The sequence below is a fragment of the Escherichia sp. HH091_1A genome, assembly GCF_030295175.1.
Lineage (GTDB): Bacteria > Pseudomonadota > Gammaproteobacteria > Enterobacterales > Enterobacteriaceae > Escherichia > Escherichia coli_F.
Genome location: NZ_AP025747.1, coordinates 1,299,311 through 1,319,296, shown reverse-complemented (window position 1 = coordinate 1,319,296; position 19,986 = coordinate 1,299,311). Strand labels below are relative to the sequence as shown.

13 protein-coding genes, 1 tRNA gene, 1 other RNA gene and 1 pseudogene are annotated in these 19,986 nt (G+C 48.6%); 6 read left to right on the top strand and 10 right to left on the bottom strand.

Features of this window, described 5'->3' with window-relative positions; genetic code table 11:
- Positions 1-23: 23 nt before the first annotated feature.
- The 4 genes from QUF14_RS06380 to ghrA all read right to left on the bottom strand — a co-directional run bounded on the left by QUF14_RS06380 (position 24) and on the right by ghrA (position 2,925).
- Positions 24-515, bottom strand: a complete 492-nt coding sequence (locus QUF14_RS06380; protein WP_001308552.1) for a DUF1097 domain-containing protein — start codon at positions 513-515, stop codon at positions 24-26.
- Positions 516-616: 101 nt separating this feature from the next.
- On the bottom strand, positions 617-1,171 hold the full coding sequence (gene ycdY, locus QUF14_RS06375) for a molecular chaperone YcdY (protein WP_001001911.1): 555 nt from the start codon (positions 1,169-1,171) through the stop codon (positions 617-619).
- A gap of 23 nt (positions 1,172-1,194) precedes the next feature.
- On the bottom strand, positions 1,195-1,932 hold the full coding sequence (gene ycdX / locus QUF14_RS06370) for a zinc-binding phosphatase (protein WP_000283672.1): 738 nt from the start codon (positions 1,930-1,932) through the stop codon (positions 1,195-1,197).
- Positions 1,933-1,986: 54 nt separating this feature from the next.
- Entirely contained in the window at positions 1,987-2,925 is a 939-nt protein-coding gene (ghrA, locus tag QUF14_RS06365) for a glyoxylate/hydroxypyruvate reductase GhrA (protein ID WP_000351338.1), read from the bottom strand.
- Positions 2,926-3,158: 233 nt separating this feature from the next.
- On the opposite strand from ghrA, the gene QUF14_RS06360 reads away from it, so the two are divergent.
- Both QUF14_RS06360 and QUF14_RS06355 read left to right on the top strand, forming a co-directional pair.
- Positions 3,159-3,246, top strand: a tRNA-Ser gene (locus QUF14_RS06360).
- 587 nt (positions 3,247-3,833) lie between these two features.
- A non-coding RNA gene (locus tag QUF14_RS06355) (RtT sRNA) lies at positions 3,834-3,969 on the top strand.
- 827 nt (positions 3,970-4,796) lie between these two features.
- Here the strand turns inward: QUF14_RS06355 and QUF14_RS06350 are convergent.
- Positions 4,797-6,163: pseudogene (locus tag QUF14_RS06350) on the bottom strand (GGDEF domain-containing protein).
- A 590-nt stretch (positions 6,164-6,753) separates the two neighbouring features.
- On the opposite strand from QUF14_RS06350, the gene pgaA reads away from it, so the two are divergent.
- From pgaA to pgaD, 4 genes are read left to right on the top strand one after another with little or no spacing between them, the layout of a single operon-like run.
- Positions 6,754-9,177: a poly-beta-1,6 N-acetyl-D-glucosamine export porin PgaA gene (pgaA, locus tag QUF14_RS06345; RefSeq protein ID WP_100733688.1), complete on the top strand. Its 2,424-nt coding sequence runs from the start codon at positions 6,754-6,756 to the stop codon at positions 9,175-9,177.
- A gap of 8 nt (positions 9,178-9,185) precedes the next feature.
- Positions 9,186-11,204 (top strand): poly-beta-1,6-N-acetyl-D-glucosamine N-deacetylase PgaB, encoded by a 2,019-nt coding sequence (gene pgaB / locus QUF14_RS06340; protein ID WP_100733687.1) that lies wholly within the window; start codon positions 9,186-9,188, stop codon positions 11,202-11,204.
- Positions 11,197-12,522: a poly-beta-1,6-N-acetyl-D-glucosamine synthase gene (gene pgaC, locus QUF14_RS06335; RefSeq protein ID WP_000610465.1), complete on the top strand. Its 1,326-nt coding sequence runs from the start codon at positions 11,197-11,199 to the stop codon at positions 12,520-12,522. Before pgaB ends, pgaC begins: the two co-directional genes overlap by 8 nt.
- A gap of 1 nt (position 12,523) precedes the next feature.
- On the top strand, positions 12,524-12,937 hold the full coding sequence (gene pgaD / locus QUF14_RS06330; protein WP_001061101.1) for a poly-beta-1,6-N-acetyl-D-glucosamine biosynthesis protein PgaD: 414 nt from the start codon (positions 12,524-12,526) through the stop codon (positions 12,935-12,937).
- Positions 12,938-12,986: 49 nt separating this feature from the next.
- Here pgaD and phoH read toward each other — a convergent pair whose 3' ends face one another.
- From phoH to putP, 5 genes are all read right to left on the bottom strand, one after another.
- Entirely contained in the window at positions 12,987-13,775 is a 789-nt protein-coding gene (gene phoH, locus QUF14_RS06325) for a phosphate starvation-inducible protein PhoH (protein ID WP_000533536.1), read from the bottom strand.
- A gap of 846 nt (positions 13,776-14,621) precedes the next feature.
- Positions 14,622-15,893: an iron uptake transporter deferrochelatase/peroxidase subunit gene (efeB, locus tag QUF14_RS06320; protein WP_100733686.1), complete on the bottom strand. Its 1,272-nt coding sequence runs from the start codon at positions 15,891-15,893 to the stop codon at positions 14,622-14,624.
- A gap of 5 nt (positions 15,894-15,898) precedes the next feature.
- The gene (efeO, locus tag QUF14_RS06315; protein ID WP_000154368.1) at positions 15,899-17,026 is read right to left on the bottom strand and encodes an iron uptake system protein EfeO; all 1,128 of its coding nucleotides are present in this window, start codon (positions 17,024-17,026) and stop codon (positions 15,899-15,901) included.
- 57 nt (positions 17,027-17,083) lie between these two features.
- The gene (gene efeU, locus QUF14_RS06310) at positions 17,084-17,914 is read right to left on the bottom strand and encodes an iron uptake transporter permease EfeU (protein WP_000497939.1); all 831 of its coding nucleotides are present in this window, start codon (positions 17,912-17,914) and stop codon (positions 17,084-17,086) included.
- Between the two features lie 219 nt (positions 17,915-18,133).
- A complete protein-coding gene (putP, locus tag QUF14_RS06305; protein ID WP_001018507.1) occupies positions 18,134-19,642 on the bottom strand; it encodes a sodium/proline symporter PutP in 1,509 nt (502 codons plus the stop codon).
- Positions 19,643-19,986 lie beyond the last annotated feature (344 nt).

Sequence of the window (19,986 nt, the reverse complement as noted above, 5' to 3'; positions counted from 1 at the left end):
TCAAGCGAAAGCGTGAGTGCCCCTCACGCTTTATTTTTGATTTGCTGCTCACGGTGAGCGGTCTTCGTACTACGCGCCGCCAGCCACAGGCCGCTGTTTTTCATTGCGTAACCAAATATCAACCCGAGCGCCAGCGAAGGTAACACCAGTTTCCAGTCACCCTGCCCGGCAAACGTCGCGCATGCGCCTATAAACGTCCCCGGAACAAATGAAAGCAGCAGCTGTTTCGCCTGAATACACATCAGAAACGCGACAATACCGGTTATGACATAACCGAGAATTTCCAGATGTGGTGCCAGTGCACTACCGTAAATAATGACCATCGCCCACACCACGCCACTAAGCAGGGTTGCAGCGGAGATCGCCAGCCCTTTCAGCCCACCTTGCGGGCAGGCAAAGTAGGCCGTACAGCCCAGGAAGCCCGCCCAGCTTAGTAAGCCCAGGGAAACAGCCACCCATCCCCAGATACCGGAGAGAATGCCTGTTGTGATTGCAATAGAGAGAAGTATGTTCATGCCGCGCATGATAGCAGAAAACGCGGCCATGAATGAGATCGAGCACACATTTTATGCAACAACAAATTATCTGTTGCAGTTATGAGTGATGGAGATCACATTTACTCTTCAGAATCTTCTTCCAGCTCGTCCCACATTGCACTAATAGCATCGCGGGTTAGCGGTGCCATGGTGCGCCAGAAAGGCGTAGTTGCATGGGCCTCCACTTTGCCAAGGAACGCACCACACCAGGGTAACAGATACTCACTGAACAGTGTTTCCAGTGCTTCGCTCTCATCTTCCGTTGACTGATCTTCCAGCCAGGAAGCCGCGAGCAGCAATGTACCGATGTGATCGGCTGGCGTATCCGCTAATGGCATCCCTCGTTCGGAAAGAAAAGCGCGCACTTCCGCTTCCGTCGCGCCCTCAACCCATGCGCTACGATATGGCGGCACAGCACATTCATCGCCGATAAACAACGCATTGTATTCGGCAGAGACTTGCGCCATATCACAGCTTTTCTGTAAACGTGTCAGTAACTCATCCTGCTCCAGTGGCCAGTTCGCAGCCAGTTTCCCCTCACGAATCAGGGTAAACAGCGGCACCAGTAAAGGATCTTGCGGTTGGCGGTAATAGAGCGAACCCAGCACACGACAGAGGATAGAAAACTCGTTCATTAATATATTTCCATTACTTGTAATTAAAGGTCTGCAAATTCCGCAATCGGTGCCATACCGCGAGATTCAAGGAAGTTCAGTAAGCGGCGCGGAGAAACATTCAAAATGCGCTCTGGCGGAAAATCTACCGCGTCGAGGATTTTAAGACACTCTTCAAATTCCCCCATGGTAAACGCAGTGTGAGAATCCGAGCCTAATGCCACCCAACCTCCAGCGTCACGTACCGCTGCGGCTACCACACGACAGTTGTCTTCACTGCCCTTACGTGAGTGTAAAAATGAGGAATTATTGATTTCCAGCGCCACCTGATGTTTCGCTGCAGCTTCAGAAACGGCTTTAAAATCAATTGGATATCGTGGATTTCCGGGATGACTTATTATATGCACATTGCCGCTGGCGATAGTGGCGATCATCGCTTGTGTATTGGTCGCTTTGTCATGTGGCGCAAACACCGGCTCATGAAAACCGGCAATAATCAGATCCAGCGAATCAAACATTTTGCCACTGCAGTCAATTTCACCGTCAACATTTTTAATGTTAGCTTCGATCCCGCGCAGGATCCCAACCCCATCAACCACTCGCGGCCAGATACGCATGTTAATGAAGTGCCAGTGATGCGGCGCATCTTCCATATCCGGGCCATGATCGGTGATCGCAAAAAGTTTAATGCCCTTTTGTTTGGCCTGGGCAATGTAATCACTCAATGTGCTATATGCATGCGTGCTGGCAACGGTATGCATATGAAGGTCGACGGGATACATAACTCTCTCCTGTATTCAATTCCCGCCAAGGATAGCAGGAAACCTGATGCTTTATTAGTAGCCGCGTGCGCGGTCGACTTGCCCGCAGACCCTCTCCCCTTTTTCGAGCTGGGCAATGGTGCGAGAAATGTACTCCACAGCTTCAGCGGGACGGGTAATCGCGGCGACATGTGGTGTTATCGCCACGCGTGGATGTTGCCAGAGCGGACTTTCCGGCGGTAAGGGTTCGCGATTAAAAACATCCAGCATTGCACCTTTAACTTTGCCGCTATCCAGCGCCGCGAGCAGGTCATCTTCCACGACATGAACACCACGCGCCAGGTTGAGGAGATACGCGCCATCCGGTAATTTTTCGATTAATTGTTGATTAATAATGCCGACGGTTTCAGGGGTATTCGGTAACAAATTAATCAATACTCGGCATTGGCTCAGAAATGCAGAAAGTTCTTCCCGTCCGGCAAAACTTTGCACGCCCGGCCACGATTTACGGGTTCGACTCCAGCAACGCAGCGGAAAGCGCCAGGTTTGCAGACTCTGGGCAACTTTACCGCCCAGTACGCCTGCGCCCAAAATGCCGATGGTAAAATCTTCCCGATGATATTCAGGCAGCGGTTGCCAATGTGAATTATTTTGCTGGGTGCGATAATCGTCAAAACGTCGAAACCAATGCAGCACCTGACTAACGGCATATTCCTGCATTTGCTCGCCCATACCGGTATCTTCCAGGCGAAAAAGTGGAACAGAAGGTTTCAGCATATCAGGGTGAGCCTGTAACTTGCTCAAAATAGAATCAACACCCGCCCCGAGTGCAAACACCGCTTTAAGATCGCGCCCAGCCAGCATTTCAACAGGAGGATGCCAGACTAAAGCATAATCGGCTGATTCATTGTCTCCGCTTTTCCATGCTCTGACTCTTGCCTGAGGAATAGCTTTGCGCAGTGCCTCAACCCACCATTGGGTATCGAACGTTGGGTGATAAAAGATGATGTCCATACTGACTCCCGAAAAGCGTTGCGCGAAATTTATTCGCACTTATCGTTATGATCTACAAAGGCCACCAGCATAACAAATCCGTGGTCGGTGGCAAAAAAAGCAGATTTCGCTTATTAAAACTGCATATTGATTGAAGTTTGAATAAACGCGCGATTTTTTAAAAAAGTTTGTTGACCTCAGGTCATGATTTCCCTAAATTAGCGCCCGTTCCAGCAAGACAGGAACGACAATTTGGTGAGGTGTCCGAGTGGCTGAAGGAGCACGCCTGGAAAGTGTGTATACGGCAACGTATCGGGGGTTCGAATCCCCCCCTCACCGCCATCTTTAAAGAAGAGCTCGTACGAAAGTACGGGCTTTTTTTTCGTATATTGCACACGCCGGGGGGATGAGAAGCCCCGACAGGGGTTCGACAACTGGCGACAGCCAGTTGGACAGACCGTGAACGCAGTGAGCGGGCTGCCCGCAGGGCGAGCGAAGCGAGTCAATCCCCCCCTCACCGCCATCTTTAAAGAAGAGCTCGTACGAAAGTACGGGCTTTTTTTTCGTATATTGCACACGCCGGGGGGATGAGAAGCCCCGACAGGGGTTCGACAACTGGCGACAGCCAGTTGGACAGACCGTGAACGCAGTGAGCGGGCTGCCCGCAGGGCGAGCGAAGCGAGTCAATCCCCCCCTCACCGCCATCTTTAAAGAAGAGCTCGTACGAAAGTACGGGCTTTTTTTTCGTATATTGCACACGCCGGGGGGATGAGAAGCCCCGACAGGGGTTCGACAACTGGCGACAGCCAGTTGGACAGACCGTGAACGCAGTGAGCGGGCTGCCCGCAGGGCGAGCGAAGCGAGTCAATCCCCCCCTCACCGCCATCTTTAAAGAAGAGCTCGTACGAAAGTACGGGCTTTTTTTTCGTATATTGCACACGCCGGGGGGATGAGAAGCCCCGACAGGGGTTCGACAACTGGCGACAGCCAGTTGGACAGACCGTGAACGCAGTGAGCGGGCTGCCCGCAGGGCGAGCGAAGCGAGTCAATCCCCCCTCACCGCCATATTTAAAGAAGAGCTCGTACGAAAGTACGGGCTTTTTTTTCGTATATTGCACACGCCGGGGGGATGAGAAGCCCCGACGGGGGTTCGACAACTGGCGACAGCCAGTTGGACAGACCGTGAACGCAGTGTGGGCGGGCTGCCCGCAGGGCGAGCGAAGCGAGTCAATCCCCCCCTCACCGCCATATTTAAAGAAGAGCTCGTACGAAAGTACGGGCTTTTTTTTCGTATATTGCACACACCGGGGGATGAGAAGCCCCGACAGGGGTTCGACAACTGGCGACAGCCAGTTGGACAGACCGTGAACGCAGTGAGCGGGCTGCCCGCAGGGCGAGCGAAGCGAGTCAATCCCCCCTCACCGCCATATTTAAAGAAGAGCTCGTACGAAAGTACGGGCTTTTTTTTCGTATATTGCACACACCGGGGGGATGAGAAGCCCCGACAGGGGTTCGACAACTGGCGACAGCCAGTTGGACAGACCGTGAACGCAGTGAGCGGGCTGCCCGCAGGGCGAGCGAAGCGAGTCAATCCCCCCCTCACCGCCATCTTTAAAGAAGAGCTCGTACGAAGGTACGGGCTTTTTTTTCGTATATTGCACACACCGGGGGGATGAGAAGCCCCGACAGGGGTTCGACAACTGGCGACAGCCAGTTGGACAGACCGTGAACGCAGTGAGCGGGCTGCCCGCAGGGCGAGCGAAGCGAGTCAATCCCCCCCTCACCGCCATCTTTAAAGAAGAGCTCGTACGAAGGTACGGGCTTTTTTTTCGTATATTGCACACACCGGGGGATGAAAAGCCCCGACCGGGGTTCGACAACTGGCGACAAACTCAATCATCATCCTTGCAGTTGATAAGAATTTCTGCCTCTTTTACAACTATCTTATTACGTCCGGTTTCTTTCGCTTCATATAGTGCATTATCAGCCATTCGATAGATTTCATTCGGATTTAACGCACTTCCCTGAGTCACCACAGCGCCAATGCTAATCGTCACTTTTTGCGGTATGGCGTATTCAGGATTATCGCCTGTCAAACGCTCTACATTTGCCCTTATCCTTTCGGCTAAAACTTTCGCGCTTTCAGTATCGGTCTCCGTCAGCAAGACGCCAAACTCTTCGCCGCCAACGCGTGCTAAAAGGTCATTTGGTCGTATGCTTTTCCCAATGATGCTCACCACTGTTTTTATCACCTGATCGCCAACCGGATGCCCCCACGTATCGTTAACTTTTTTAAAGTGATCGATATCCATAATCATGACACAATAAGACGTTTTTTGGGCTGATGCTGATTGAGCCTTCAGTTCATTGAAAAAATAATTCCTGTTAAATATATTAGTTAATGGATCGCGATGGGCAATGTTCTTTGTTACTCGTAGCGCACTGAAAATATGGCACATAAATATTACCATAACGGTTAATTTACTGACTACTTCAATAGTGCGGCTAATATACCAAGTGGACACACTATACCTGCTCATAAATAACAGAGAGATATTATACAGCACGGCACAGAAAGCAATCACTGATACTCCATTCCAGATATCACAGCGTAAACCATTAAAGTATAGATTAACCAAAAGCAAGATTAACCACATGAAAATCATTATGGTAACATATGAGGTTTTCCAGACTACCTGACCATTTTCATTTGTTAACTCGGCAATATGTAAACTGTAGTCATCATAATGACTACTTAGCATGTGAGCAACTGCCGCCCCCCCAAAAATAAAAAACAGGCTTATACACAATGTCATTTTTTTGGAAAAAAACAGCGTTTCTTATTGTTTTCACTAACTTTATTCACCAGCGCTAGCAATATTAACATGCACAAACTCATCTGACGAAACAAATAATAAATTGCAATATCATTTTGTACAACGCTGCTTATCAAATGCCCCTCAATAAATTGCTGAATGATAATGACAGTTTTAACAAAGTAAATCAAACAACTCAGAAACGCTAAACTAAGTATACAGTTTGAAAATTGCACACGATCATAAATGAAATACAATTGCATGAAAATAAATGCAACGGTATCGATAAAAAATAAAGCAATCATAACCATTAGATAGGTTGCTCGTGGAACAACCTCCTCAACGGTTGGCTGATTAAACCAACTATTTACCAAAACGAATGCAAGCCCAAACAATAAGCTCACCAATACAGTACTACTAATTCCCAAATAGTCTTTTTCCATAAAGCTACACCAATCTGTAGGTTGTAGATCCCTTTCTGTCACTAATAGATATAAGAACTGTACTGTTGTCAATATAAAAATCCACCACAAACAATACCAATGATGATAGTTGCAGACCGCAATTATTATTACCTTAGTGCTTTATACATTCTTCGCGACAAGACAGGCTTGCAAATACATATAAATGGTTATAAGGAAATCCTTATAAAACATTAATTCATAGATATATTAGGAATAACAATTGAATCCGTGTGTACAGTAACGCTGCATTTCATCAGGACTTTCGAAAAATCCGATATCATGCATCGGAATTTACTGATTTAATTATTTTAATCCTAATTTATTTTGAAAAAGGCATTGGGATTTATGCCGTATTCCTGAAGTTCCTCATCATTGGAATGGATTTTCGGGCGAGAAAAGGATTTTATATGGATACTCTACTCATCATTTCTTCTTCTCATCATCAACAATTCACGTCTCTCTTCCGCGTTTAATAACGGATTATGATGTGCAAAAAAAAATATCTTTCGTTTCAGTTACCTGTAATTAGATACAGAGAGAGATTTTGGCAATACATGGAGTAATACAGGATGTATTCAAGTAGCAGAAAAAGGTGCCCGAAAACCAAATGGGCTTTGAAAATTCTTACTGCCGCATTTTTAGCAGCGAGTCCCGCGGCGAAGAGTGCTGTTAATAATGCCTATGATGCATTGATTATCGAAGCTCGCAAGGGAAATACTCAGCCAGCTTTGTTATGGTTTGCACAAAAATCAGCACTCAGTAATAACCAAATTGCTGACTGGTTACAGATTGCCTTATGGGCCGGGCAAGATAAACAGGTTATTACCGTTTACAACCGCTACCGTCATCAGCAATTACCAGCGCGTGGTTATGCAGCTGTCGCCGTCGCTTATCGTAACCTGCAACAATGGCAAAACTCGCTTACACTGTGGCAAAAGGCACTCTCTCTGGAGTCGCAAAATAAGGATTATCAACGGGGACAAATTTTAACCCTGGCAGATGTGGGTCACTATGATTCTGCGCTGGTTAAACTTAAGCAGCTTAACTCTGGAGCACCGGACAAAGCTAATTTACTCGCAGAAGCCTATATCTATAAACTGGCGGGGCGGCATGAGGATGAATTACGGGCGATGACAGGGTCATTACCTGAAAATGCCTTAACGCAACAATATCCCACAGAATACGTGCAGGCATTACGGAATAATCAACTTGCTGCCGCGATTGACGATGCCAATTTAACGCCAGATATTCGCGCTGATATTCATGCCGAACTGGTCAGACTGTCGTTTATGCCTACGCGCAGTGAAAGTGAACGTTATGCCATTGCCGATCGCGCCCTCGCCCAATACGCTGCATTAGAAATTCTGTGGCATGATAACCCTGACCGCACTGCCCAGTACCAGCGTATTCAGGTTGATCATCTTGGCGCGTTATTAACTCGCGATCGTTATAAAGACGTTATTTCTCACTATCAGCGTTTAAAAAAGACGGGGCAAATTATTCCGCCCTGGGCGCAATATTGGGTTGCGTCGGCTTATCTCAAAGAACATCAGCCAAAAAAAGCACAGTCAATAATGACAGAGCTCTTTTATCACAAGGAGACCATTGCCCCGGATTTATCCGATGAAGAACTTGCGGATCTCTTTTACAGCCACCTGGAGAGTGAAAATTATCCCGGCGCGCTAACTGTCACCCAACATACCATTAATACTTCGCCGCCTTTCCTTCGGTTAATGGGCACGCCTACGAGCATCCCGAATGATACCTGGTTACAGGGGCATTCGTTTCTCTCAACCGTAGCAAAATATAGTAATGATCTTCCTCAGGCTGAAATGACAGCCAGAGAGCTTGCTTATAACGCACCAGGAAATCAGGGACTGCGCATTGATTACGCGAGTGTGTTACAAGCCCGCGGTTGGCCTCGTGCGGCAGAAAATGAATTAAAAAAAGCAGAAGTGATCGAGCCACGTAATATTAATCTGAAGGTTGAACAAGCCTGGACAGCATTAACGTTACAAGAATGGCAGCAGGCAGCGGTCTTAACGCACGATGTTGTCGAACGTGAACCGCAAGATCCCGGCGTTGTACGTTTAAAACGTGCGGTTGATGTACATAATCTTGCAGAGCTTCGTATCGCTGGTTCAACAGGAATTGATGCCGAAGGTCCGGATAGTGGCAAACATGATGTCGACTTAACCACCATCGTTTATTCACCACCGCTGAATGATAACTGGCGCGGTTTTGCTGGATTCGGTTATGCCGATGGACAATTTAGCGAAGGAAAAGGGATTATTCGCGACTGGCTTGCGGGTGTTGAGTGGCGGTCACGTAATATCTGGCTTGAGGCGGAGTACACCGAACGCTTTTTCAATCATGAGCATAAACCCGGCGCGCGCCTGTCTGGCTGGTATGATTTTAATGATAACTGGCGTATTGGTTCGCAACTGGAACGCCTCTCTCACCGCGTTCCATTACGGGCAATGAAAAATGGTGTTACAGGCAACAGTGCACAGGCTTATGTTCGCTGGTATCAAAATGAGCGGCGTAAGTACGGTGTCTCTTGGGCTTTCACTGATTTTTCTGACAGTAATCAGCGTCATGAAGTCTCACTTGAGGGTCAGGAACGCATCTGGTCTTCACCATATTTGATTGTCGATTTCCTCCCCAATCTGTATTACGAACAAAATACAGAACACGACACCCCATACTACAACCCTATAAAAATGTTCGATATTGTTCCGGCATTTGAGGCAAGTCATTTATTATGGCGAAGCTATGAAAATAGCTGGGAGCAAATCTTCAGCGCAGGTGTTGGTGCCTCCTGGCAAAAACATTATGGCACGGATGTCGTCACCCAACTCGGCTACGGGCAACGCATTAGCTGGAATGACGTGATTGATGCTGGCGCAACGCTACGCTGGGAAAAACGACCTTATGACGGTGACAGAGAACACAACTTATACGTTGAATTCGATATGACATTCAGATTTTAAGGATAAATATGTTACGTAATGGAAATAAATATCTCCTGATGCTGGTGAGTATAATTATGCTCACTGCGTGCATTAGCGAGTCAAGAACATCATTTATACCGCCACAGGATCGCGAATCTTTACTCGCCGAGCAACCGTGGCCGCATAATGGTTTTGTGGCGATTTCATGGCATAACGTTGAAGACGAAGCTGCCGACCAGCGTTTTATGTCAGTGCGGACATCAGCACTGCGTGAACAATTTGCCTGGCTGCGCGAGAACGGTTATCAACCGGTCAGTATTGCTCAAATTCGTGAAGCACATCGAGGAGGAAAACCGCTACCGGAAAAAGCAGTAGTGCTGACTTTTGATGACGGCTACCAGAGTTTTTATACCCGCGTCTTCCCAATTCTTCAGGCCTTCCAGTGGCCTGCTGTATGGGCCCCCGTCGGCAGTTGGGTCGATACGCCAGCGGATGAACAAGTAAAATTTGGCGATGAGATGGTCGATCGAGAATATTTTGCCACGTGGCAACAATTGCGAGAAGTTGCGCGTTCCCGGCTCGTTGAGGTCGCTTCTCATACATGGAATTCTCACTACGGTATTCAGGCTAATGCCACCGGCAGCTTATTGCCTGTATATGTAAATCGTGCATATTTTACTGACCACGCACGGTATGAAACCGCAGCAGAATACCGGGAAAGAATTCGTCTGGATGCTGTAAAAATGACGGAATACCTGCGTAAAAAGGCTAAGGTAAATCCACACGTTTTTGTTTGGCCTTATGGCGAAGCGAATGGCATAGCGATAGAGGAATTAAAAAAACTCGGTTATGACATGTTCTTCACCCTTGAATCAGGTTTGGCAAATGCGTCACAATTGGATTCCATTCCGCGAGTATTAATCGCCAATAATCCCTCATTAAAAGAGTTTGCCCAGCAAATTATTACCGTACAGGAAAAATCATCACAACGGGTAATGCATATCGATCTTGATTACGTTTATGACGAAAACCGCCAGCAAATGGATCGCAATATTGATGTGCTAATTCAGCGGGTGAAAGATATGCAAATATCAACCGTGTATTTGCAGGCATTTGCTGATCCCGATGGTGATGGGCTGGTCAAAGAGGTCTGGTTTCCAAATCGTTTGCTACCAATGAAAGCAGATATTTTTAGTCGGGTTGCCTGGCAATTACGTACCCGCTCAGGTGTAAACATCTATGCGTGGATGCCGGTATTAAGCTGGGATTTAGATCCCACATTAACGCGAGTAAAATATTTACCAACAGGGGAGAAAAAAGCACAAATTCATCCTGAACAATATCGCCGTCTATCTCCTTTTGATGACAGGGTCAAAGCACAAGTTGGCATGTTATATGAAGATCTTGCCGGACATGCTGCTTTTGATGGCATATTGTTCCACGATGATGCTTTGCTTTCAGATTATGAAGATGCCAGTGCACCGGCTATCACGGCTTATCAGCAAGCAGGCTTTAGCGGGAGTCTGAGCGAAATTCGACAAAACCCGGAGCAATTTAAACAGTGGACCCGCTTTAAAAGTCGTGCGTTAACTGACTTCACTTTAGAACTTAGTGCGCGCGTAAAAGCCATTCGCGGTCCACATGTTAAAACTGCACGAAATATTTTTGCACTTCCGGTAATACAACCTGAAAGTGAAGCCTGGTTTGCACAGAATTATGCTGATTTCCTAAAAAGCTATGACTGGACCGCTATTATGGCTATGCCTTATATGGAAGGTGTCGCAGAAAAATCGGCTGACCAATGGTTAATACAATTGACCAATCAAATTAAAAACATCCCTCAGGCTAAAGACAAATCTATTTTAGAATTACAGGCACAAAACTGGCAGAAAAATGGTCAGCATCAGGCTATTTCTTCGCAACAACTCGCTCACTGGATGAGCCTATTACAACTGAATGGAATGAAAAACTATGGTTATTATCCCGACAATTTTCTGCATAACCAACCTGAAATAGACGTTATTCGTCCTGAGTTTTCAACAGCCTGGTATCCGAAAAATGATTAATCGCATCGTATCGTTTTTTATATTATGTATGGTGTTATGCATACCCCTATGCGTAGCGTACTTTCACTCTGGTGAACTGATGATGAGGTTCGTTTTCTTCTGGCCGTTTTTTATGTCCATTATGTGGATTGTTGGCGGCGTCTATTTCTGGGTCTATCGTGAACGCCACTGGCCGTGGGGAGAAAACGCACCAGCTCCCCAGTTGAAAGATAATCCGTCTATCTCCATTATCATTCCCTGTTTTAATGAGGAGAAAAACGTTGAGGAAACCATACACGCCGCTTTAGCACAGCGTTATGAGAACATTGAAGTTATTGCCGTAAATGACGGTTCAACAGACAAAACCCGTGCCATCCTGGATCGCATGGCTGCACAAATTCCCCACCTGCGGGTCATTCATCTGGCGCAAAACCAGGGGAAAGCCATTGCGCTTAAAACCGGAGCTGCCGCGGCGAAAAGTGAATATCTGGTGTGCATTGATGGCGATGCGTTATTAGACCGCGATGCGGCGGCATATATTGTGGAACCGATGTTGTACAACCCGCGTGTGGGTGCCGTAACCGGTAATCCTCGTATTCGAACACGTTCTACCTTGGTGGGTAAAATTCAGGTTGGCGAGTATTCCTCAATTATTGGTTTGATCAAGCGAACCCAGCGCATCTATGGAAACGTATTTACCGTTTCTGGTGTTATTGCCGCATTTCGTCGCAGCGCCCTGGCAGAAGTGGGTTACTGGAGTGACGATATGATCACCGAAGATATTGATATTAGCTGGAAGCTGCAGTTGAATCAGTGGACGATTTTTTACGAGCCACGGGCGCTGTGCTGGATATTAATGCCTGAAACGTTAAAAGGGCTGTGGAAACAGCGCCTGCGCTGGGCTCAGGGCGGTGCAGAAGTATTCCTCAAAAATATGACAAGGCTATGGCGCAAAGAAAACTTTCGAATGTGGCCACTGTTTTTTGAATACTGTCTGACGACAATATGGGCCTTTACCTGCCTGGTCGGTTTCATTATTTACGCAGTCCAACTTGCAGGTGTACCGTTAAATATTGAATTGACACATATCGCTGCGACACATACTGCCGGAATATTATTGTGTACGTTATGTTTACTGCAATTTATTGTCAGCCTGATGATCGAGAATCGCTATGAGCATAATCTGACTTCATCGCTTTTCTGGATTATTTGGTTCCCGGTTATTTTCTGGATGCTGAGCCTGGCAACGACATTGGTATCATTTACACGAGTCATGTTGATGCCTAAAAAGCAACGCGCCCGTTGGGTAAGTCCCGATCGAGGGATTCTGAGAGGTTAATATGAACAATTTAATTATTACGACCCGACAATCGCCAGTACGTTTAATGGTTGATTATGTTGCCACAACCATCTTATGGACATTATTTGCTTTGTTCATATTCTTATTCACCATGGATCTACTGACGGGTTATTACTGGCAAAGCGAGGCCAGAAGCCGACTTCAGTTCTATTTTTTGCTGGCAGTGGCGAATGCCGTCGTGTTAATTGTCTGGGCGCTGTACAATAAGCTGCGTTTTCAAAAACAGCAGCATCATGCAGCCTACCAATATACGCCGCAAGAATATGCAGAGAGCTTAGCAATACCTGATGAGCTCTATCAGCAACTACAAAAAAGCCACAGGATGAGCGTACACTTCACCAGCCAGGGGCAAATAAAAATGGTTGTTTCAGAAAAAGCGCTAGTCCGGGCATAAACACCCAAAACAAAGCCCGGTTTACCCGGGCTCTGCGCTTATAACACACTTAACTGTAGGCATGTAGCGTACGTTGGCAAAGTGCTGAACGTACGCAATCCTCTTTACCGAAACGGACGATCCCGACCATTTCATCTTCTTCGAAACGTTCCAGCGCGTCACTTAATCCGGAGCGCACGCCGCGAGGTAAATCGCATTGCGTGATATCACCGTTGACAATAACCGTCACGTTCTCCCCGAGGCGGGTTAAAAACATTTTCATTTGCGCGGCAGTCACATTCTGCGCCTCGTCAAGAATGACGACTGCATTTTCAAAGGTACGTCCACGCATATAGGCGAACGGCGCAATTTCCACCTTCCCTATTTCCGGTCGCAGGCAGTACTGCATAAAGGAAGCCCCTAAGCGACGGACCAGCACGTCGTAGACCGGGCGAAAATAGGGAGCAAACTTTTCTGCGATATCACCAGGTAAGAAACCAAGATCTTCATCGGCTTGCAGAACTGGACGGGTGACGATAATCCTGTCGACATCCTTATGTATCAGGGCCTCTGCCGCTTTTGCGGCACTGATCCAGGTTTTTCCGCACCCGGCTTCGCCCGTAGCGAATATCAGCTGCTTACTCTCAATAGCCTTCAGATAGTGCAATTGCGCTTCATTTCGCGCGAGGATGGGCGAGGTATCGCGACTGTCGCGGGCCATACCAATGGCTTCTACGCCGCTCATCTGCACAAGCGAGGTGACCGATTCTTCTTCACGCTGCTTATGGCTGCGCGAATCCCGTCTCAGCACACGTTTTGCCTCGCGACGAGCTTTGATCACTGCTTTTTGTCTTCCCATGGAGAGCACCTTGAGTTGTTTGTATTCATCACACGCGCCGTTGGCAGCGCGATTATGCGCACGAACATCAGAGGGTTGGCTTCCTTGTAAGCCATAGTTTGCTGTTGGATAAAATGCCGAAAAACGGCTACGCGCACCGTTTGCGGCGTCGGTAACACATGAAAAGAAAGGATGAGGTTGAAAATGCAAAGTGACGAGATGACTACCGGAGGAGAAATCTCCGCGAGTGGTGGAGCGTTGCTTAACAAAACATTGTCCAGTACAGGACGTTACCATCCGCGATCTCCATAGTGACTGACTATCACTGCCGGGAACTTCCGCTGCTACTTAATAATTACAACAGATCTCGCATTCATTGCAACAATATATTCACTTATATTTAACTATAAAACACCATTTCAGTGACATTAGTTTCTACTGGAAAGATGACAGAGTGATGACAGTGATGAAAAAAGCTGTGTGCTTTCAGCAGGATTCGCGTCAGGCATCAACGCACGAACACCGGATGCGGCGTGACCGCCTTATTCAGCCTACCGAACCCGCACCGATTGTAGGCATGATAAGACGCGCAAGCGTCGCATCAGGCATCAACGCATGAACGCCGGATGCGGCGTGAAAGCCTTATCCAGCCTACCGAACCCGCACCGATTGTAGGCATGATAAGACGCGTAAGCGTCGCATCAGGCATCAACGCATGAACGCCGGATGCGGCGTGAAAGCCTTATCCAGCCTACCGAACCCGCACCGATTGTAGGCATGATAAGACGCGTAAGCGTCGCATCAGGCATCAGCGCACGAGCGCACGAACGCCGGATGCGGCGTAAATGCCTTATCCGCCTCTAAAAATTAAACTCGCAATAACGCGCTTCCAAGATAATCGTTCGCGTCCTTCACCCCCGGCAGCGCAAAAAAATAACCGCCGCCGATGGGTTTAACGTATTCCTCCAGCGCTTCACCATTGAGCCTTTTTTGTACTGTCAGGAAGCCCTTTTCCAGATCGTGTTGGTAGCAGACAAACAGCAACCCCATATCCAGTTGCCCGGAGTTGGTAACACCCAACGAATAACTGTAGCCACGACGCAGCATCAGACTAGACTCGCTCTCCGTCGTGCGGGGATTCGCCAGCCGGATATGGCTGTCCAGCGCGATCACCTTCCCTTCCGGATCACTGGCGTAATCGGGAACATCATGCTTATGCTGCATTCCCAGCGGCGCACCGGTTTGTTTGTCGCGACCAAAAATTGTCTGCTGTTCTTTCAGCGGCGTTCTGTCCCAAAATTCCACTCGAAACTGAATCAAACGCACCGCCTGGTAGCTGCCGCCGATAGCCCACGCAGGCTCCTGCTGATCTGCCGTCACCCACACTACTTTTTGCATCAATTTCGCATTTTGGCTGTCAGGATTAGCAGTGCCGTCTTTGAAACCCAGCAAATTTATCGGCGTCTCTTTGCCTTTACTACGCGCTGCGTGGTCGGAAATAAACCCTTCCCGCTTCCAGCGCACACTGAGCAAATCCGGCGTGTGTTTGATGATATCGCGCAGTGCATGGATCACCGTGTCCTGGGTATTGGCGCAAATCTGTAGCAACACATCACCATGACATAACGCCGCATCCAGCGAGTCGTTGGGGAAACGCGTCATCTTCTGCAACTTTTTCGGCATCTGTGGCGCAAGACCAAACCGTTCATCAAACAACGAGTGACCCACCGATAACGTGATGGTGAGATTATCGGGCGCAATGTAGCCGCCAAGAATGCCGGAATCGAGTGGTGGCAGGCGCGGATTTGGCGTTTCTGGTGCTGCTCCGCCCTGAGTCAGAAAAGCAAAACGCTGAGTCAACAAGCGAAACAATCGCGCAAGATCAGCTTTATCGCTGGCAAGCACATCAAACGCCACCAGCATCATTGCCGCCTGCTGCGGCGTCAGAATACCCGCCTGATGTTCGCCATAAAACGGCTGCGCTTCACTGCGCGCATCCGGTGAAAGCGTCCCCGGCGCACTTAGTGGTTTTTGCGCATGCGCTACCGGGCAACTTCCCGCCAGTGCCAGCGCACCAATCCCTTTCAGTAAACGTCGGCGTGACGGTTCATTCACGCCGTTTTCATCTTCATACTGCATAACGCTTAATCCAGCCCCAGCACACCGCGAAGTTGCGCCAGATCTTCCGCCAGCGCAGTAATCGGCCCTTTCAGCGCATTACGATCGGCATCGGTCAGCTTGTCGTAGGTTTCAAAACCGTCTTTAGTACGGTATTTCGCCAGAATGGTATCGACCTTTTTGAAGTTAGCATCGACTTTTGCCAGCAGTTCCGGGTTGGCTTTTTGCAGTTGCGGACGCAGCAGATCGACAATTTTCTGCGAGCCTTCAACGTTAGCCTGGAAGTCCCACAGATCGGTGTGGCTGTAGCGATCTTCTTCACCGCTGATTTTGCTGGCTGCCACTTCCTCAATCAGTCCGGCTGCGCCGCCGACCACTTTTGAAGGTGGGAAAGCCAGTTCACTGATCCGTTTTTGCAAATCGACCACATCGGTATAAAGCTGGTCAGCATACTGATCCATTCCTTTGGTGGTGTTGTCGCCAAACAATGCTTTTTCCAGACGGTGGAAACCGGTGAATTTCGGATCGCCGGCTTTTTGCTCGTAATCATCTTCACGGGCGTCAATGCTACCATCCAGATCAGAGAACAGCTCAGCAATCGGTTCAATGCGCTCATAGTGCTGGCGCGTCGGCGCATACAGTGCTTTCGCTTTTTCGATATCGCCTGCTTTGATGGCGTCGGTAAAGGCTTTGGTGTCGGTCACCAGCTGTGTGGTTTCCGCCATGACATACGCTTTATATGCAGTAATTGCACCACCAAGACTTAACAGCGCATCGCTCTGCGCCGCATCCGCCGTTGCCTCACCTTTGACGATCAACTTCCCTTTCGGGTTTGTCAGCAGACCGCAGGTCATATCGTATTCGCCAGGCTGTAAATTTGCCGTCATTTTCTGGCTAAAACCAGGGGCGATATTTTCCCGCTCTTCCACCACCATCACGCCTTTGAGGATCTCCCACTCCAGCGCCTTCTGGCTGTGGTTCTGAATAATGAACTGTGTTTTCCCGGCGTTAACCGTAATGGTCATCGGTTCGCACTGTTTATCTGTCACAGTGACTTTGACCTGCGGAATATCAGCAGCGTTAGCCATAAAAGCAGAGGAGAACAGCGCAGCCACGCTTAATTGCAGTGCACTATGGCGGAAGTTAATGGTCATGACGAGACTATCCCTTTAAAGTATGTTGTAACTAAGCAAGAGTTTGCGTCATTTTCGTTACGCGGAGCGAGACGCTGTCGCCCCTGCGCGCGGCGGCAGAGCAAATGCCACCAGCGCCGGGATGAGATAAATAAACCAGACGGCGACTTCGCTGACGCTCGGCGCTTCCTGATAACCAAAGATACCTTCCATCAGCGTACCGAACAGCGAGTGAGTTGAGAGCACCGCGCTCATATCGAAGGCGATTTCCTGAAAGTGGTTCCACAGCCCGGCTTCATGAAACGCGCGAATAGCACCAGCAGCCAGCCCTGCGGCGACGAAGAGAATAAACAGGCTGGTCCATTTAAAAAACCCGCCAAGATTGAGGCGAATACCGCCCCAGTAGAACAGAAAGCCGAGCACCACGGCTGTAGCAAGACCGAGCATTGCACCCAGCGGAGGCCAGATCCCGACATCTTGTTGAAACGCCGCCAGCAGGAAAAAGACCGACTCCAGCCCTTCCCTTGCAACGGCAAAAAATACCATCATCACCAGCGCCCAGCCATGATGATTCCCACGCTGCAATGCGCTATCGACTGCCTGTTCCAGTTGCACTTTGACGTTGCGCGACACTTTACGCATCCAGAAAACCATCCAGGTGAGGATCACCACGGCAATCACCGCCACGATACCTTCGAACAATTCCTGCTCTTTTTGCGGAAATTCGCCGGTGGTTTCATTAATGAAGATACCCAGCCCCAGGCACAACGCAGCGGCTAGCAACACGCCAATCCACATGACACCAATCCATCGACCTCGCTGGGTACGCTTAAGATAGCTGGCAATCAGGCTGACAATCAGCGCGGCTTCAAGTCCTTCGCGCAACATAATGAGAAACGGAACAAACATGCCACCCACCCTTAAACGTTTTTCTGAGTCAATCTATGCAAAGAAAAGTAAATCGCAGTGATAGCGATTATCATTACGGTGAAGAAAAACACAAGCGGAATGTAGTGATAATGATGAGGAAATGTAAATTTTTTTTGAGAGAAAATGCAGAGGGCAATCACTGATTGCCCTCTGCCTGCTTCTGATTATGGCGTGGAATTTTCGGTAAAACGCCTTCCCTTACCCTTCCTGCAACCGTGACGGCGGCGCTGAATGATAGTGCGCATCGGCGTCAGCAAAGCGTTTTTGCATCGCCGCTGACGGTGCTTTACCCAGTAAACTAAACACCACAATCCCAATGCTACCGAAGATAAAGCCCGGAATAATTTCGTACAGACCCAGCCAGCCGAACTGTTTCCAGACAATAACCGTCAGCGCGCCAATGATCATCCCCGCCAGTGCACCGTTACGCGTCATGCGTGACCACATCACTGAGAACAGCACCACCGGACCAAACGCCGCACCGAAGCCTGCCCACGCGTAGCTTACTAAGCCCAGCACACGGTTTTCAGGATTCGCCGCCAGCGCAATTGCCACCAGCGCCACCACCAACACCATCACACGCCCTACCCACACCAGTTCTTTCTGGCTGGCATGTTTACGCAGAAATGCTTTGTACAGATCTTCGGTAATCGCACTGGAGCACACCAGCAGCTGGCAACTTAACGTCGACATCACCGCCGCCAGAATCGCCGACAACAGAATCCCGGCAATCCACGGGTTAAACAATATTTGTGCCAGTTCGATAAACACGCGCTCAGAGTTCTGATTTACCGCACCGGCAACCGCTGGATTATTGTTAAAGTATGCAATGCCGAAGAAACCGACCGCCACCGCGCCTGCCAGACAGAGGATCATCCAGGTCATGCTGATACGACGCGCATGGACAATGCTATAGTGAGAATCCGCCGCCATAAAACGCGCCAGAATATGCGGCTGACCGAAGTAACCCAGCCCCCAGCCCATCAGCGAGATAATGGCGACAAAATTCAACCCTTTGAGCATATCCACGTTTTCAATGCTCTTTTGTTTGATCACTTCCAGCGAGTCGCCAAACCCACCGACGCTAATGATCACGATAACCGGCGTCAGGATCAGGGCAAAAATCATCAGGCTGGCCTGTACAGTGTCAGTCCAGCTCACCGCAAGGAAACCACCAATAAAGGTGTAAAGGATCGTCGCCGCAGCTCCCGCCCAAAGAGCCGTTTCGTAGCTCATGCCGAAGGTGCTTTCAAACAGACGCGCGCCAGCCACAATGCCCGAAGCACAATAAATGGTGAAGAACAGCAAAATTACCAGCGCGGAGATAATGCGCAAAATACGGCTTTTATCTTCAAAACGCCCGGTAAAATAATCCGGCAATGTTAAGGCGTTATTATTGTATTCGGTATGCACACGCAACCGCCCGGCCACCAGCTTCCAGTTAATCCACGCGCCTAATGTCAGGCCAATGGCGATCCAGCTTTCGGAAATCCCGGAAAGAAAGACTGCACCCGGTAATCCCATTAACAGCCAGCCGCTCATATCCGACGCACCTGCCGATAATGCCGTCACGAATGGCCCAAGGCTGCGACCGCCAAGAATATAGTCGTCGAAGTTTTTGGTTGATCGCCAGGCGATAAACCCAATCAATATCATGCCAAAAATATAGACACAGAATGTCACCAACATCGGTGTGCTAATAGCCATCTAAAGTCTCCAAAAAATTATTATCGGCAATGTCGAAACTTGCCGTTATATCTGCCACCGGAACGGGGTAACAGAGTTTATGTTTTCCCAGGGCGACCGTATCCTGCCGGAAGCGCTGGTTATTCACAATCGATTTAACACACCATTTACATTAAATTTTAGTGCTCAGCGATACTATTTTTCATCAGGTTGCACTCCCTCACATTTTTTGCGGTTGCACCTTTCAAAAATGTTAACTGCCGCAGAGAAAAAGTCTGAGTTATTTTTTAATCCCTGTCATATCGATTTCTTTTATTAACATTTCATTCATTTTTAAGCTTGCTACGCAGGTCACATTTAACATG

Coding starts and splice junctions, on each gene's coding strand:
- QUF14_RS06380 (WP_001308552.1), bottom strand. CDS start 515: ATGAACATACTTCTCTCTATTGCAATCACAACAGGCATTCTCTCCGGT.
- ycdY (WP_001001911.1), bottom strand. CDS start 1,171: ATGAACGAGTTTTCTATCCTCTGTCGTGTGCTGGGTTCGCTCTATTAC.
- ycdX (WP_000283672.1), bottom strand. CDS start 1,932: ATGTATCCCGTCGACCTTCATATGCATACCGTTGCCAGCACGCATGCA.
- ghrA (WP_000351338.1), bottom strand. CDS start 2,925: ATGGACATCATCTTTTATCACCCAACGTTCGATACCCAATGGTGGGTT.
- pgaA (WP_100733688.1), top strand. CDS start 6,754: ATGTATTCAAGTAGCAGAAAAAGGTGCCCGAAAACCAAATGGGCTTTG.
- pgaB (WP_100733687.1), top strand. CDS start 9,186: ATGTTACGTAATGGAAATAAATATCTCCTGATGCTGGTGAGTATAATT.
- pgaC (WP_000610465.1), top strand. CDS start 11,197: ATGATTAATCGCATCGTATCGTTTTTTATATTATGTATGGTGTTATGC.
- pgaD (WP_001061101.1), top strand. CDS start 12,524: ATGAACAATTTAATTATTACGACCCGACAATCGCCAGTACGTTTAATG.
- phoH (WP_000533536.1), bottom strand. CDS start 13,775: ATGGGAAGACAAAAAGCAGTGATCAAAGCTCGTCGCGAGGCAAAACGT.
- efeB (WP_100733686.1), bottom strand. CDS start 15,893: ATGCAGTATGAAGATGAAAACGGCGTGAATGAACCGTCACGCCGACGT.
- efeO (WP_000154368.1), bottom strand. CDS start 17,026: ATGACCATTAACTTCCGCCATAGTGCACTGCAATTAAGCGTGGCTGCG.
- efeU (WP_000497939.1), bottom strand. CDS start 17,914: ATGTTTGTTCCGTTTCTCATTATGTTGCGCGAAGGACTTGAAGCCGCG.
- putP (WP_001018507.1), bottom strand. CDS start 19,642: ATGGCTATTAGCACACCGATGTTGGTGACATTCTGTGTCTATATTTTT.